The organism is Streptomyces sp. P9-2B-2, assembly GCF_030406865.1.
Classification (GTDB): Bacteria; Actinomycetota; Actinomycetes; order Streptomycetales; family Streptomycetaceae; genus Streptomyces; species Streptomyces platensis.
This window is the reverse complement of sequence record NZ_CP129126.1, coordinates 7219710-7234676: the sequence shown is the minus strand read 5'-3', so window position 1 is coordinate 7234676 and position 14967 is coordinate 7219710. Positions and strand designations below refer to the sequence as shown.

Below are 14967 nucleotides of genomic sequence, written 5' to 3'. Positions count from 1 at the left end.
GCTCAGCCGCGGGGAGGCGGTCGGCGCGTTCGAAAACCTCGACCGACCAGCCGCTCCTGCGGAGGAAGAGAGCGGTGGCGAGCCCGCCGATGCCGCCGCCGACGACGGCAGCCGTACGCGGTGTCCGAATCATGGCGGCACGCTACTATGTCCGTAGTAGATCGGCACTACAAACATAGTAAAAACGCACGACGAAGGGCGTTCGGGTGGCACGACGGCGGGATCAGGTGCTGGACGCGGGGATCCAGGTGCTGGGGAGCGAGGGGGCGCGGCGGCTGACGTACCAGGCCGTCGACGCCGCGGCAGGCGTCCCGTCCGGCACCACCTCCAACTACTTCCGCAACCGGGCGGCCCTGATCGACGGCATAGTCGACCACCTCCAGGTCCTGGAGCGCCGCGACTGGGAGAACTTCGCCGCGGCCGCCAACCCGGCCGACGCCGGCGAACTCGCCGACACCGTCACCCGGTTCCTCCAGTACGCGACCGGACCCGAGCGGGCCAGGACCGCCGCCCGCTTCGCGCTCTACCTGGAGGCCACCGCCCGCCCCGAACTCCGCCCGGCGCTCACCCGCGGCCGGGAGACCGTCGTCGGCTGGGGAGCGGAGTGGCTGGAGCGCTTCGGCTCGCCGGACCCGCGCCGGCACTGCGAGATCCTCTTCGACTACATGGACGGCGCCGCCTTCCATCAACTCGCCTTCCCCGCCGAGGACTTCGACCCGGGGCCGGGCATCCATGAACTGCTGCGCGGACTGCTGGACTGAACCCCACCGCGCGCTCCGACCGGAGGACGCCATGCACACCCGAGCGAAAGGCCGGGCCGTGCCCGGACCCACCACCGCCTGTCTCTCCCTGGGCCTCGTTCTGATCACCGTGGCCACCGCAGGCGCCTGCACGGTCCCGCCGGATGCCCCGCCCCGTACGGCCCCGGGCCACCACGTCCGGCACACGGCGCGCGCGGTGACGGGCCTGGACGACCCGGCGAAGAAGGAGATCGCCATGCAAGTGGTCTCCAGTGCGGAAAACTCCTCCCTGGACTGGCGGGCCCAGTACCAGTACATCGAGGACATCGGTGACGGCCGGGGCTACACCGGCGGCATCATCGGCTTCACGTCCGGGACGCACGACATGCTCGAACTCGTCGAGCTCTACACCTACCGCAAGCCGGACAACGTCCTGGCCGGGTACCTCCCCGCCCTGCGTGCGGTGGACGGCGGCGACTCGCACGAGGGCCTCGACCCCGGCTTCCCCGAGGCATGGAAGAAGGCCGCCCGGGACCCCGCGTTCCGGACGGCCCAGAACGATGAGCGGGACCGGCTGTACTTCCGCCCCGCGGTCGAGCGGGGCAAGGCCGACGGCATCGGGGCACTGGGCCAGTTCGCGTACTACGACGCACTCGTGGTGCACGGCGAGGGCGACGACCCGACCGGCTTCCCCGCCATCCGCAAGCGGGCCCTGGCCAAGGCCGAACCGCCGTCCCGGGGCGGCGACGAGAAGACCTACCTCAACGCCTTCCTCGACGCCCGGGTGTGGGCGATGCGGCAGGAGGAGGCGCACCGTGACACCAGCCGGATCGACACCACGCAGCGGGTGTTCCTGAAGGACGGCAACCTCGATCTGCACACCCCGCTGAACTGGAAGGTCTACGGGGAGCGTTACCACCTCGGCTGACCTCGCGGGCCGCCCCCGCACCGCCACCCGGGACCGCCCCCCGGGCCGTCACCCGCACCGTGCCCGACGGCCCGTAGAGAAGCGCCGGATGCCGCTCCCCTACAGGCCGTCGGGCCGCCCGGCGTCAGTGGGCGGGCGCCGCCGCGGGCGCCGGGTCGCCGTGCCCCACCGCCACCGGATCGTCCGCCGTGGTCGCGTCCCCGGCGTCCCCCTCCGCCGCCTTCCGGCCGAAGTGGTTGAAGGCGAGGTTGAGGGCGATGGCGACCAGACAGCCGGTGCTGATGCCGGAGTCCAGGACGACCAGCAGGTCCTTGGGGAGGTGGTGGTAGAAGTCCGGGGCGGCGATCGGGATCAGGCCGATGCCGACGGCCGCCGCGACGATCAGGGCGTTGTCCCCCTTCTCCATCGCGGCGGAGGCCAGTGTCTGGATGCCGCTGGCGGCCACCGAGCCGAAGAGCACGATGCCGGCGCCGCCGAGGACCGGCAGCGGGACCAGCGAGATGACCGAGGCGGCCACCGGGCACAGGCCGAGCACGATCAGGATCAGACCGCCGGTCGCCACGACGAAGCGGCTGCGCACCTTGGTCATCGCGACCAGGCCGATGTTCTGGGCGAAGGCGCTGTTGGCGAAGCCGTTGAACAGCGGGCTGAGGGCGGTGCCGAGGGTGTCGGCGCGCAGCCCGCCCTCGATGGTGCGCTCGTCCGCCGGGCGGCCGACGATCCTGCCGAGGGCGAGCATGTCGGCCGTCGACTCGGTCATACAGACCAGCATCACGATGCACATACTGACGATCGCGGCGATGTCGAACTGCGGGGCACCGAAGTGGAACGGCGTCGGGAAGCCGACCAGTGACGCCTGGGAGAGCGCGGAGAAGTGGGTGATGCCGACGGGTATCGCGATCAGGGTGCCGGCGATCAGCCCGAGCAGGATCGCGATCTGCTGGAGGAAGCCGCGCAGCACCCGGCGCAGCACCAGCACGATCACGAAGGTCAGCGCGGCCATCCCGATGTTCGTCAGCGAACCGTAGTCCGGGGCCCGGTCGTTGCCGCCCTGGGACCAGTTGAACGCCACCGGCAGCAGCGAGACGCCGATCAGGGTGATGACGGTGCCGGTGACCACCGGCGGGAAGAACCGTACGAGCCTGGAGAAGTAGGGCGCGACGAGGAATCCCAGTACACCGGCGACGATCACCGCGCCGAAGATGATCGGGAGGGCGTCGCCGGGGCTCTGCGCCTTGCCGATGGCGACCATCGGTGTGACACCGGCGAACGAGACACCGTTGACGAACGGGAGCTTGGCGCCGACCTTCCAGAAGCCCAGGGTCTGGAGGAGGGTGGCGATCCCCGCGGTGAAGAGGCTGGCGCCCATCAGGAAGGCGGTCTCGGTGGCGCTCAGCCCGCAGGCCGGACCCACGATCATCGGTGGGGCCACCACACCCGCGTACATCGCGGCCACATGCTGGAGGCCGCTGGTGAACATCTTGAAGGGCGGGAGGGTCTCATCGACCGGATGTTTCCGGTCCCCCTCCGACTGCTGCCCGGTCATTGCGGCCACTGCGGGCCTCCTTCGTTTTCTGCGTCGCCGGGGGCCGGCGAGGCGAGGCTGTCACGGAGGGCGTGCGATGTGGTGCGTACTGCGGGAAGTCGCCTGGTGAGCGTGGTGGGCCGGGCGCGCTTGTGACGCGTGGACGGTGGTGGCCGTTCCAACCGGCCCCGGGGGTACGGGAGTTCCCGTACCCCCGGGGTCCGGCGCTTGTGGATCCCGCTCGGATCCACAAGCCCGGCCGGGAGCCGTCCCTCCCGGCCGAGTCAGGGGTGTGCGCCGGTCGCGTGACCGCGCCGTGGGGGTCAGCCCTCGGCGGCGATCCGGGCCAGGCGCTGGGCCTCCGCCCGCGCGGTGCGGGCGATGGTGTCCTCGTCGACGGTGCTGAGGTGGTTGTCCTCGACGACCGGCCGGCCGCCGACGAGGGAGAGGGTGACCGGTGCGGCGGCGCCGAAGACCAGCGCGGTGACCGGGTCGGCGATGGAGGAGTGGCCGAGGCCGTCCAGCTTCCACAGCACGAGGTCGGCGAGCTTGCCGGCTTCCAGTGAGCCGATCTCGGCGGTCCGGCCGAGGACCTGCGCACCGCCGTAGGTGCCGAGCCGCAGCGCCTTGCGGGCGCTGAGGGCGGCCTCCTTGTGGGCGCCGAGGCGGTTGATGAGCAGGGCGTTGCGCAGCTCGGTGTGGAGTTCGCCGGATTCGTTGGAGGCGGTGCCGTCGACGCCGAGGCCGACCGGGACGCCGGCCGCGAGCAGGTCCGGGACGCGGGCGATACCGGCCGCGAGGCGGGCGTTGGAGGACGGGCAGTGCGCGACGCCGGTGCCGGTGCGGGCGAAGGCGGCGATGTCGGAGTCGTTCATGTGGACGCAGTGCGCCATCCACACGTCGTCACCGAGCCAGCCGGTCGACTCGAAGTAGTCGGTCGGGCCCATGCCGAACAGCTCGTGGCAGAACTTCTCCTCCTCCACGGTCTCCGAGCCGTGGGTGTGCATCCGTACGCCCTTACGACGGGCCAACTCGGCGCCCTGCCGCATGAGTTCGGTGGAGACGGAGAACGGCGAACAGGGCGCGGCGGCGATCTGCACCATCGAGCCGAAGGAGGCGTCGTGGTGGGTGTCGATGGCCGCCTCGGTCGCCAGCAGGGCGCCCTCGGTGGTCTCCACGGCGAAGTCCGGGGGCAGCCCGCCGTCCTTGACGCTGCGGTCCATGGAGCCGCGGGCCAGGGTGATCCGGGCGCCGATCTCCGCGGCGGCCGCCAGCTCCGCGCCGACGAGGTCGCCGGAACCCTGCGGGAAGACGTAGTGGTGGTCGGCGGCGGTGGTGACACCGCCCCTGACCATCATGCCGAGCGAGCCCTGGGTGGCCGCGGCGAGCATCGGGGCGTCGATCCGGGCCCAGGTCGGGTAGAGCGCGACCAGCCAGTTGAACAGGTTGTGGTCGGTGGCCAGGCCCCGGGTGAGCCACTGGTAGAAGTGGTGATGGGTGTTGATCAGGCCGGGGGTGACCAGATGTCCGGTGCCGTCGATCCGGCGGACCACGTTCGCCAGCCCCTCGGGGGCCTTGCCCGCGCCCAGCGACTCGATGACCTGGTCCGCGACGACCACATGGCCGGTGGCGTACTCGGTGTCGTGGGCGTCGACGGTCGCGATGGCGCAGTTCTCGATGACGAGGCGCTGCGTCGCCGCGCTGTCAGGGGATGCCGGTGCAGCCATGGTGCGGTTCCTTCTTTCGGTACTGGCGGTGGGCACGGCATGGCCCTAGGGGATTTGAGTGCCGGAGCCGGACGAGGCGGCTGACAGGACCGCTGCCCGTGGGCTGCTCCGGGTGCCGAGATGGTGGAAGAACAGGTTGAGCGCGCCGGCGCGACGACATTCCGGCGGGCGGACGCGGGTCCGGGTCCGGCCCGCGGTGTCCAGGCCGACGGCCTGGCCGATGATGAGCGGAGGGGTGACGACACCGGCGTACATGGCCGCGATGTGCTGGAGCGCGGCCGGTACGAGCCGTCTGGCCGCCGGCTTCTCGTCCACCGGATGGGCCGGGGACGGGGGGTGGTGCGGGTCGTACGAGTGCTGTGCCATGGGTCGTTCCCCTCAGGATGTGCGTTCCCCTCCCCGCTGCGGGGTGGGGAGGGGAACGCACGGCACGGCGTTGCGTCGGAGCCGCTCAGAGGTTCGTCAGATCCACCGGGATCTTGGGCTCGACACCGTCGCGCAGAACAGTGGCTTCGATCAGGCCGTACGGGCGGTCCGCCGCGTAGTAGACAGCTCCTTCGGCGGTATCGTTCTTGAGCCCGAACGGCTCCAGATCCACCAGGAAGTGATGCTTGTTCGGGAGCGAGAAGCGGATCTCGTCGATCTCGGAACGGTGATTGATGACGCGCGACCCCATTTGGTACAGGGTCTGCTGGAGCGAGAGGCTGTAGGTCTCCGCGAAGGCCTCCAGCATGTGCTTCCTGACCTGCTCGTACGAACGCTCCCAGTTCGGCATCCGCTGCGCGTCGTCGGTCCAGTTGAACCGCCAGCGGCCGGACACCTCGGTGGCGAGGATGCGGTCGTAGGCCTCCTTGAGGGTCGTGTACTTGTCCTTGATGTAGCCCCAGAACTCCGAGTTGGTGGAGTTCATCACCACCAGGTCCTTGAGCCCGGAGATGACCTGCCACTGCTCACCGTCGTAGGTGATCTCGGTCAGCCGGGTCTCCTGGCCCTTGCGGACGAAGGAGTGCCGGACCTCGTCGGCGCCGATGAAACGGGAGTTGGCGTCGGAGCCGGCGATCCGCTCCCAGGCGTACTCCTCGATCCGGATGCGGGCCCGGTGGATCGGCTCCTGGCTGGTGACGAAGTGCCGGGCCAGGTGGATGCCGAACTGCTCGGCCGACTCGATCCCGTGCTCCTTGGCGAAGGCGTACACGGTGTTCTTGGTCGTGTCCGTCGGCAGGCAGTGGGCGTTGGAGCCGGAGAGGTGGACCTCTTCCAGGTCGCCGGAGAGCGACACGGAGACGTTCAGGTCCTTGATGTGGTGTGTGTCGCCGTCGCGGGTGATCTTGACGACGCGGTTCTCCGCTTTGCCGTACTGGTTCTGGCCGAGCATCACAGGGCGGGCCGGGCGGGAATCGGCAGCGCGGGCCGGGCGGGAATCGGCAGCGCGGGCCGGGCGGGAATGGGCAGTCATGTCGGTGCTAGCTCCCTCGGTATACGGAGTAGCCGAACGGGTTGAGCAGCAGCGGTACGTGATAGTGCTCGCCCGGCTGGACGGCAAAGGTGATTGCCACCTCCGGGAAGAACGCTCCGCTGTCCCTTACGCGGGGGGCGTCCTGCTGTTCCTCGGCTTGCTGGTGTGTGCTGTGCTCTTTTGCGGCGCTGTGCCTGTCAGAAACGAAGTACTCCTCGACGGCGAAGTCGAGGCGTACATGGGTGGTGCCGGCCGGCAGGTCCGGCAGGTCCTTGCAGCGTCCGTCCGCGTCGGTGGTGGACGCGCCGTGGGCGGTCCAGGCGCCGTCGCTGCCGGAGCGCACCGAGAGCGTGAGGGCGACGCCCTCCGCGGGGCGGCCCACGCTGGTGTCCAGGATGTGGGTGGACACCGACGTCGGTGCGGCCGTCTCGCTGCTCATGCTGCGTCTCCTTCTGCGTCCGCGATACGGGTCAGACGAATGCGGTTGATCTTGCCGAGTTCGGCACGAACGATCTCTCGTTCCTGGTCCGGCGTGTTGCCGATCCGGTGCCGGACCGCGTCCCGCATCTGCTCTCCGGTGCGGCCGGAGGCGCAGATCAGGAAGACATGCCCGAACTTCTCCTGGTAGGCCAGGTTGAGTTCGAGCAGCTCCGCCTTGAGCGCGTCGGAGGCGCCCGCCATACCGCTCTGCTCACGGTGTGAGGTCGGGTCGCCCGGCTCGGGCCGGCCTATGGGCGGGTGCCCGGCCATCGCCTCGGCCAGATCCGCCGCGGTCAGACCGGCCATGGCGGCGTCGTTCGCGGCGAACAGGGCGTCGGTGGTGGCGTAGGGGCGCCGGGCGAGTATCCGCTCGCCCCATGCCCGGCTCGCGCACACCTCGTGCAGTGCGGTGCGCGCCGTGGCGTCGTCCGCGGTGTTGAACCGGGTGAGCCCCGCCGGGGGCACGGGGGTGTCCCCCGTCGAGCGTGGTGAACTCGAAGACACGGGAAGCCTCCGTGGCCTGGTGGTGCTGGACAGCTCTGCTTGGCTGGAAACAGCTAAGACCCCCGGCAACAACACGTCAACACTTTGTTGAAAAGTCGGCGACACAAAAGCCGCCGTCCGGTGCTGCGGGACGGCGGCTGCGGCGGCCGGGCGGGGCCGTGACCGACCGCCCTCAGTCGGCGTCCTTCGCGGCATTCTCCCTGTTCAGGTAGTTGTAAACGGTGAAGCGACTCACCCCGAGCGCACTGGCGACCGTCTCCACGCCGTGCCGGACCGAGAAGGCGCCGCGGGACTCCAGAATCCGCACGACGGACTGCTTGGTCTTACGGTCCAGCTCCGCCAGCGGCACCCCGTGCCGGCGCTGGAGCTCGGCGAGGATGTGGTCGAGCGAGTCCGACAGATGCGGGAGCCGTACGGCCACCCGGTCCTGCCCCTCCCAGGTCAGGATGACGTCGTCGCCCTCGGCCAGGTCCGGCGCGACCATCTGGCCACCCATCGCGTCGACCAGCGGCTTGACCGCCTGGACGAAGGGGTGGTCGGCGGAATCCGTCATGTCGCGTCCCCCTCGCCCGGGCCGGCCTCGCCGATGACATTGACCTGCAGGGAAACCCGGGTGGCACCCGCTTGCAGGGATTCGCGCAGCAGCGCGGCCACCGCACCGAGCACCTGCTCGGCGTCCCCCTCGGCCGTATTGCCGAACGGCCCGACGTCCACGGCGTCCAGCTCGGCACCCGTGACGACATCCCGCGCCACCACCGCATGCGCCGGCGCCTCGTCCAGGTCGAACGGCTCCGTTGTGAACTCCACTCTCAATCGCACGCCGCTCAACCTACGCGCGGTTCGGCCCGGCCACCAGAAATTGCCGCGGGGCCCCCTTGACAGCCTCCGAGCCCGCCAGGCAGTGTTCCATTAAGCAGAAAAACAGTTCCACTATCCGGAAGGGCGCCGCCGTTATGGGTTTCCCGGACACGCGCTTCAACGTCAATCTGTCGATCCTGTTCACCGAGCTTCCGCTGCTGGAGCGGCCGGCGGCCGCGCGGGCGGCGGGCTTCACCGCCGTGGAGCTGTGGTGGCCGTGGGTGGACGCCCCGGTACCGGAGCAGGCGGAGCTGGACGCACTGCGCGACGCGCTCAACGACGCGGGGACCCGGCTGGTGGGGATGAACTTCTACGCCGGACAGCTGCCCGGCCCGGACCGCGGCGCGCTGTCCGTTCCCGGCGAGGAGTCGGCGAAGTTCCGGGCCAATGTGCCGGTGGCGGTGGAGTTCGCCCGCTCGCTGGGCTGCACCGCCTTCAACGCCCTGTACGGCAACCGCGTCGAGGGTGTGGACGCGGCCGAGCAGGACCGGCTGGCGCTGGAGAACCTCACGTACGCCGCGCGGGCCGTGGCGGAGGTGAACGGGACACTGCTGATCGAGGCGCTCAACGCGCCCGAGTCGCCGGACTGCCCGATCGTCTCGGCGCCGAAGGCGATCGAGGTCGTGGACGCGGTGAACGCGGCTACGGGCCTGGACAACGCCCGCTTCCTGATGGACCTCTACCACCTGTCGATGAACGGTGAGGACCTGGACGGGGTCATCGACCGCCACACCGCCAAGACCGCGCATGCGCAGATCGCCGACAACCCCGGCCGCGGCGCGCCCGGCACCGGTGACCTCGACCTCGCCGGCCTGCTCGACCGCCTCCTCAAGGCCGGTTACGACGGCTGGGTCGGCCTGGAGTACAAGCCCGGCGACCGCCCGAGCGCCGAGGCCTTCGACTGGCTCCCGGCCGACCGGCGCGCGGCGCACTCCTGACACCTCGTAAGCGCTTCGAAAGAGACACTCATGAGCAATCTCCCCAAGGTCGCGTGGATCGGTCTGGGCATCATGGGCTCGCCCATGGCCGAGAACCTGATCAAGGCCGGTTACCCGGTGACCGGCTACACCCTGGAGGCCGACAAGCTGGAGCGGCTGGCCAAGAACGGCGGCAGCGTGGCCGGCTCGATCGCCGAGGCGGTCGCCGACGCCGACGTCATCATCACCATGGTCCCCGCCTCCCCCCAGGTCGAGGCCATCGCCTACGGGCCCGAAGGCATCCTGGCCCACGCCCGGCGCGGGGCCCTGCTGATCGACATGTCCTCGATCACCCCGCAGACCTCCATCGACCTCGCCCACGCCGCCGCCGACCAGGGCATCCGGGTCCTGGACGCCCCCGTCTCCGGCGGCGAAGCCGGCGCCATCGAAGCGGTCCTGTCCATCATGGTCGGCGGCGACCAGAGCGACTTCGACGCCGCCCGCCCCTCCTGGAAGCCCTCGGCAAGACCATCGTGCGCTGCGGCCCGCACGGCTCCGGGCAGACCGTCAAGGCCGCCAACCAGCTCATCGTCGCCGTCAACATCCAGGCCTGCGCCGAAGCCGTCGTCTTCCTGGAGAAGTCCGGCGTCGACCTGAGCGCCGCCCTCGACGTGCTGGGCGGCGGACTGGCCGGCTCCACCGTCCTGGCCCGCAAGAAGGACAACTTCACCACCCGCGACTTCCGCCCCGGCTTCCGCATCGACCTCCACCACAAGGACATGGGCATCGTCACCGACGCCGCCCGCACCGTCGGCGCCGCCCTCCCCGTCGGCAGCGTCGTCGCCCAACTCGTCGCCTCCCTCCGCGCCCAGGGCGACGGCGGCCTCGACCACTCCGCCCTCCTGCGCGGCGTCGAACGCCTCTCCGGACACACCACCGGCAACTGAGTCCACGGCGGCGCAGCGGGCTCCCGCCTCGAGGCCCTGCCCGCCGACCCATGAGGAAGCCGTCCCCATGCGGCGACCCGGCCCCCCTGGAGGCCCGGGTCCCCCTGACGCTTCCCCTCCGCTTCCGGGCGGCGGCCGCGCCGACACTTGTCCTGTCGCGCCCAGGCGTGGCCGCCGTCCGGAACACCCCTGGGCACTTCCAGGTTGTTTCAACAAACTGTTGACGTTTGGTCGGAGCGCTTCTTACGCTCCGACATGCGGAAGCCAAACTCCGCGCTCTCGTACGGAAGGTCACCATGTCGAAGCCCACGCTGACGTCGCGCTTTCTCACTACGGAGGCTGGCGCCCCCGTCGCCGACAACCAGAACTCCGCCACCGCCGGCGTCGGCGGCCCGATCGTCCTCCAGGACCAGCATCTGTTGGAGAAGCTCGCCCGCTTCAACCGCGAGCGCATCCCGGAGCGTGTGGTGCACGCCCGTGGCTCCGGGGCGTACGGCTACTTCGAGGTGACCGACGACGTCACCGGCTTCACCCACGCCGGCTTCCTCGACACCGTCGGCAAGCGGACCGAGACGTTCATCCGCTTCTCGACCGTCGCCGACAGCCTCGGCGGCCCGGACGCGGCCCGTGACCCGCGCGGCTTCGCCCTGAAGTTCTACACCGAAGAGGGCAACTACGACCTCGTCGGCAACAACACCCCGGTGTTCTTCATCAAGGACCCGATCAAGTTCCCCGACTTCATCCACTCGCAGAAGCGCGACCCCTTCACGGGCAAGCAGGAGCCGGACAACGTCTGGGACTTCTGGGCACACGCCCCCGAGGCGACCCACCAGATCACCTGGCTCATGGGCGACCGCGGCATCCCGGCCTCCTACCGCCACATGAACGGCTACGGCTCGCACACCTACCAGTGGACGAACGCCGAGGGCGAGGCCTTCTTCGTCAAGTACCACTTCAAGACCAACCAGGGCATCCGCTGCCTGGACGCCGGACAGGGCGCCGAGCTGTCCGGCTCGGACCCGAACAGCCACCAGACCGACCTGCTCCAGTCCATCGAGCGGGGCATGTACCCCTCCTGGACGCTGTATGTGCAGATCATGCCGGCGGCCGAGGCGGCGGACTACCGCTTCAACCCGTTCGACCTGACGAAGGTGTGGCCGCACAGCGACTACCCGCTTCAGCGCGTGGGCCGCCTGGTCCTGGACCGCAACCCCGACAATGTCTTCGCCGAGGTCGAGCAGTCCGCGTTCTCCCCGAACAACTTCGTGCCGGGCATCGGCCCGTCCCCGGACAAGATGCTCCAGGGCCGGCTGTTCGCCTACGCCGACGCCCACCGCTACCGCCTGGGCGTCAACCACACCCAGCTGCCGGTGAACGCCCCCAAGGCGACCGAGGCCGCCAACTACGGCCGGGACGGCCTCATGGCGACCAACGGCTACGACCGGTACGCCAAGAACTACGAGCCCAACTCCTACAGCGGCCCGGTGCAGACCGGCCGGCCGCTCTCCGCCCCGCTCGCCGTCGCCGGGCACGTCGGCACCCACGAGGCGCCCGCGCACACCAAGGACGACGACTTCTTCCAGGCCGGTGAGCTCTACCGGCTGATGTCGCAGGACGAGAAGAAGCGCCTGGTGGACAACATCGCCGGCGGCCTCTCCCAGGTCGGCCGCGACGATGTGATCGAGAAGAACCTCGCCCACTTCCACGCCGCCGACCCGGACTACGGCAAGCGCGTCGAGGCCAGGGTCAACGAGCTGCGCGAGGACTGACGGGAGGTCAGTTCCTCGTGCATCCGTACCAGCGGCCTGTTGAGGGGTGGTCGCCGGTACGGAGAAGGAGAGCGAGCTCCGCGGCATACGGGAGCACGCAGTGCGGTGGCAGCGCTCGCCCGACAGGAAGGGCGAGCCCGCTCCCCCGCCGCGGAGCCCGCCTCCTCCACCCCCAGACTCCGTCCGGCGGTGCGATGTCCCGTCGCGCCCGATTGCCCGCGCTGCCGGACGGAAACCACTACAGGGCCCGGCTCCGTACGGTCACGGAAGCCGGGCCCTGTCGCACCACGGCCGACCTTTCGCACCGCGCCGCGCTCCCTCCGCGCGCCCTGACTCCCCGGCGTTCTCCCCCACTCGGCACCCACCGCCGCAATTCGGCCCCCGGCACCCGACTTTGGAGGGACCATGGGGGCAGCAGCAGATCCGACCTGTCTGCCGCCCGACCTGCCAGGAGTCGACCATGGCCGACAGCGTGCCGGTGCGGTGCCCCACCTGCCGCCGCGAGAACGCCTTCACCCCGCCCACCTTCCCGTGCGCCTGCGGGGCCCCGCTCACCATGCCCGTACTGCGCGGCGGGATTCCCGTCGAGATACTCCACCGCACCTGGCAGGCCTCCTGGGTGGAGGTGCGCTGCGAGGTCTGCGGCCGGCAGGACGAGTGGCCGGCGCCGGAGTCCGGCTGCGCCTGCGGCACGGTCGTCCGGGTCCCCGTCACCCCGGCCCCCACCCTGCCGCCCCCGAACTTCCCGTCCGCCGGCCCGCCCGCGCCGAAGCCCGCCCCACCACCGGCCGCCGACCCTCCGCGCACCGTCCTGCGGCCCGCGTTCCGCCCGGTCACGATCCGGACGGCCCGCGACTGCGTCACGGCCGCCGAGCAGTATCTGAAGTGGCTGGGCTACGCCGATGTCGCCCGCACCCAGGAACGCACCGCCTCCGGCGTCGACCTGCGCGGCACCGGCGTGGTCGCCCAGGTCGACCCGACCACCCGCGCCACCAAGCTCCGCGAGATCGAATGCGTCTGGCTCAACGGCCTCAACGACTCCGCCATAGCCGTCTTCTTCTCCCTCGCCGGCTACGCCCGGGACGCCCGCACCCGCGCCGACGACCTCCACATCCCCCTCTTCGTCATGGACCTCACCGGCACCCCCCAACCGGTCAACGACCCTGCCGACGAGCTGATCAGGTATGGGGCGGCGGGGCGGTGAGGGGATGGCCGGGGCGATGGTCGCCGACACCCGCTGGGCCGCCGTAGCCCCCACCAGCGACAACAAAACCCGCTCGCCCACCACCTCGGAACCGGCGACACTGGTCGCGTGATCATCCAGGTGCCCGCACTCGACGAACTGCCCGCACTGCGCGCCATCGAGCGAGCGGCCGGGGAACCCTTCCGCGGACTCGGCATGGCGACGGTCGCCGACGACGAACCGCCGCCGCTGGAGCTGCTGACGGAGTTCCAGCGGGCGGGGCGGGCGCTCGCCGCGTACGAGGAGGCAGGGCCGGGCGGCGGGCTCCGCGGCCCGGTCGCCTACCTGCTCTGGGAGCCGGTCGACGGCTGCACCCATATCGAGCAGGTCTCGGTCCACCCGGACCAGGCCCACCGCGGCATCGGCCGGGCCCTCATCGACCGGGCGGAGCGGGACGGCGGCCACGTCGCGCTGACCCTGACCACCTTCACCGAAGTGCCGTGGAACACCCCGTATTACGCCCGGATCGGCTTCCGGACACTCCCCGAGGCCGAACTCACCCCCGGCCTACGGGCGATCCGCGCCCATGAGGCAGCACTGGGGCTGGACCGCTGGCCGCGGGTGGCGATGCGCCGGGAGGCCGACTGGGAGGGCGTGGAGGGCTGATACGGCTGGTCAGGACTCCGTGTCCGCGCTCGGCCGGTCTGTGCGCCAAGGTGCGTCGGGGCGGGTGGGGCGGGCGTCGGCGGTGAGCTGGAGGGCGTAGACAGTGCCGTCCCGGTCGTCGTGGACAGGTCCGAGATAGTGATGGCCGGTCATATGGCACCAGGCCGGCAGATCGAGCGGAGCTGCCGGATCGGTCGCGATGACATGCACGACCGTGCCGGGCTCGGCTTCGGCGATCGCGGCCCGCAGTCGTAGGAGGAGGGCCACACAGAGCAGGCCGGTGCCGTCGACGGTCAGGCCCGCTGCCGGTACGGGGCCGGGGGCCGTCGGGGACGTGTCCGTCATGCGCCGGGTGTCCCGGTCAGCAGCATGCTGAGGTCCAGCGCCGGTGCGCTGTGGGTCAGCGCGCCGATGGAGACCATGTCCACGCCGGCCTCGGCGATCGGCCGCAGTCGTTCCGGGGTGACTCCGCCGGAGGCTTCGAGGACGACTCCGGCGCCCGGGGCGATCTCCTCCCGGGCCCGGACGACCTGCCTGATCTCGGCGATCGTCATGTCGTCGAGCATGATCCAGGGCACCCGCGCACGCAGCGCTTCGACCGCTTCCGCCACGGTCTCCACCTCGACGTCGATCAGCGTCTCCCGGCCCTCGGCCGCCATACCGGCGCGGACCGCGTCGATCGCCGTGGTGACGCCGCCGGAGGCCGCGAGGTGGTTCTCCTTGAGCAGCACCATGGCCGAGAGGTCGAGCCGGTGGCTGGTGCCGCCCCCGGACGTCACGGCGTACTTGTCCAGGGCCCGCAGCCCGGGGGCCGTCTTGCGGGTGTCGAGGACTTTGACGTCCAGGTCGGCGACCAGGTCCGCGTACTGCTTCGTCAGCGTGGCGATGCCGCACATGCGCTGGAGGAAATTCAGCGCGGTGCGCTCCCCGGTGATCAGGCTGCGCGCCTCGCCGGTGAGGCGGACCACGGTCCGGCCCGGTGGGACGAGCGTCCCTTCCGGTACCAGTTCGTCCACTGTCACCTCGGGGTCGAGCTGGCGGAACACCTCGGAAACGGTGGGCAGTCCGCTGATCACCCCCGGCTGCTTCGCGATGATCTCGGCCTGCGCACTCAGCCCCGCGGGCACACTCCAGCGGGTGGTGACATCGTCACGGCAGCCGTCCTCGGCAAGCGCGCGGGCGACGGCGTCGCGTACCGCTAACGCAGGGAAATCCATTGCTCCTCGTTTCTGTGTGTGCGGTGCGCGCGAGCCATCGGGCTCGCACA

Annotated in this window: 15 protein-coding genes and 3 pseudogenes; 7 read left to right on the top strand and 11 right to left on the bottom strand. The window is 70.7% G+C overall.

Annotated features, from left to right (window positions below; translation table 11 throughout):
* Nucleotides 1-7: 7 nt before the first annotated feature.
* Nucleotides 8-133: pseudogene (locus tag QT196_RS31770) on the bottom strand (FAD-dependent oxidoreductase); the annotation flags it as partial.
* Between the two features lie 73 nt (nucleotides 134-206).
* On the opposite strand from QT196_RS31770, the gene QT196_RS31765 reads away from it, so the two are divergent.
* A complete protein-coding gene (locus QT196_RS31765; protein ID WP_168482186.1) occupies nucleotides 207-761 on the top strand; it encodes a TetR family transcriptional regulator in 555 nt (184 codons plus the stop codon).
* Between the two features lie 31 nt (nucleotides 762-792).
* A complete protein-coding gene (locus tag QT196_RS31760) occupies nucleotides 793-1668 on the top strand; it encodes a chitosanase (RefSeq protein ID WP_266731955.1) in 876 nt (291 codons plus the stop codon).
* Between the two features lie 124 nt (nucleotides 1669-1792).
* Here QT196_RS31760 and QT196_RS31755 read toward each other — a convergent pair whose 3' ends face one another.
* From QT196_RS31755 to QT196_RS31720, 8 genes and pseudogenes are all read right to left on the bottom strand, one after another.
* Nucleotides 1793-3214 carry a nucleobase:cation symporter-2 family protein gene (locus QT196_RS31755; protein WP_266732962.1) on the bottom strand — a complete coding sequence of 474 codons (1422 nt, stop codon included), beginning with the start codon at nucleotides 3212-3214 and terminating at the stop codon, nucleotides 1793-1795.
* A gap of 302 nt (nucleotides 3215-3516) precedes the next feature.
* Nucleotides 3517-4920 (bottom strand): 8-oxoguanine deaminase, encoded by a 1404-nt coding sequence (locus QT196_RS31750; RefSeq protein ID WP_266731953.1) that lies wholly within the window; start codon nucleotides 4918-4920, stop codon nucleotides 3517-3519.
* A 189-nt stretch (nucleotides 4921-5109) separates the two neighbouring features.
* A pseudogene (locus tag QT196_RS31745) lies at nucleotides 5110-5286 on the bottom strand (purine permease); the annotation flags it as partial.
* Nucleotides 5287-5371: 85 nt separating this feature from the next.
* On the bottom strand, nucleotides 5372-6295 hold the full coding sequence (gene pucL, locus QT196_RS31740) for a factor-independent urate hydroxylase (protein ID WP_168484121.1): 924 nt from the start codon (nucleotides 6293-6295) through the stop codon (nucleotides 5372-5374).
* Between the two features lie 88 nt (nucleotides 6296-6383).
* Entirely contained in the window at nucleotides 6384-6815 is a 432-nt protein-coding gene (gene uraH, locus QT196_RS31735; protein ID WP_266731951.1) for a hydroxyisourate hydrolase, read from the bottom strand.
* Nucleotides 6812-7321, bottom strand: coding sequence for a 2-oxo-4-hydroxy-4-carboxy-5-ureidoimidazoline decarboxylase (uraD, locus tag QT196_RS31730; RefSeq protein WP_266732959.1), 510 nt, complete (start codon nucleotides 7319-7321; stop codon nucleotides 6812-6814). Before uraD ends, uraH begins: the two co-directional genes overlap by 4 nt.
* A gap of 211 nt (nucleotides 7322-7532) precedes the next feature.
* A complete protein-coding gene (locus QT196_RS31725) occupies nucleotides 7533-7913 on the bottom strand; it encodes a helix-turn-helix domain-containing protein (RefSeq protein ID WP_168482181.1) in 381 nt (126 codons plus the stop codon).
* Nucleotides 7910-8179 carry a hypothetical protein gene (locus QT196_RS31720; protein ID WP_168482180.1) on the bottom strand — a complete coding sequence of 90 codons (270 nt, stop codon included), beginning with the start codon at nucleotides 8177-8179 and terminating at the stop codon, nucleotides 7910-7912. Before QT196_RS31720 ends, QT196_RS31725 begins: the two co-directional genes overlap by 4 nt.
* A 134-nt stretch (nucleotides 8180-8313) precedes the next feature.
* Between QT196_RS31720 and QT196_RS31715 the strand changes: the two genes are divergently transcribed.
* The 5 genes and pseudogenes from QT196_RS31715 to QT196_RS31695 all read left to right on the top strand — a co-directional run bounded on the left by QT196_RS31715 (nucleotide 8314) and on the right by QT196_RS31695 (nucleotide 13700).
* Entirely contained in the window at nucleotides 8314-9156 is an 843-nt protein-coding gene (locus QT196_RS31715) for a TIM barrel protein (RefSeq protein WP_168482179.1), read from the top strand.
* 30 nt (nucleotides 9157-9186) lie between these two features.
* Nucleotides 9187-10082: pseudogene (locus QT196_RS31710) on the top strand (2-hydroxy-3-oxopropionate reductase).
* A gap of 311 nt (nucleotides 10083-10393) precedes the next feature.
* Nucleotides 10394-11851, top strand: a complete 1458-nt coding sequence (locus QT196_RS31705; RefSeq protein ID WP_290356767.1) for a catalase — start codon at nucleotides 10394-10396, stop codon at nucleotides 11849-11851.
* A 460-nt stretch (nucleotides 11852-12311) separates the two neighbouring features.
* Nucleotides 12312-13055 (top strand): hypothetical protein, encoded by a 744-nt coding sequence (locus tag QT196_RS31700; protein WP_290356170.1) that lies wholly within the window; start codon nucleotides 12312-12314, stop codon nucleotides 13053-13055.
* 108 nt (nucleotides 13056-13163) lie between these two features.
* Nucleotides 13164-13700, top strand: a complete 537-nt coding sequence (locus QT196_RS31695) for a GNAT family N-acetyltransferase (protein WP_290356168.1) — start codon at nucleotides 13164-13166, stop codon at nucleotides 13698-13700.
* A gap of 9 nt (nucleotides 13701-13709) precedes the next feature.
* Here QT196_RS31695 and QT196_RS31690 read toward each other — a convergent pair whose 3' ends face one another.
* Both QT196_RS31690 and nadC read right to left on the bottom strand, forming a co-directional pair.
* A complete protein-coding gene (locus QT196_RS31690) occupies nucleotides 13710-14045 on the bottom strand; it encodes a sulfurtransferase TusA family protein (protein ID WP_168482176.1) in 336 nt (111 codons plus the stop codon).
* Nucleotides 14042-14917: a carboxylating nicotinate-nucleotide diphosphorylase gene (gene nadC / locus QT196_RS31685; protein ID WP_168482174.1), complete on the bottom strand. Its 876-nt coding sequence runs from the start codon at nucleotides 14915-14917 to the stop codon at nucleotides 14042-14044. The genes QT196_RS31690 and nadC overlap by 4 nt, the downstream gene beginning before the upstream one ends.
* Between the last annotated feature and the right edge of the window lie 50 nt (nucleotides 14918-14967).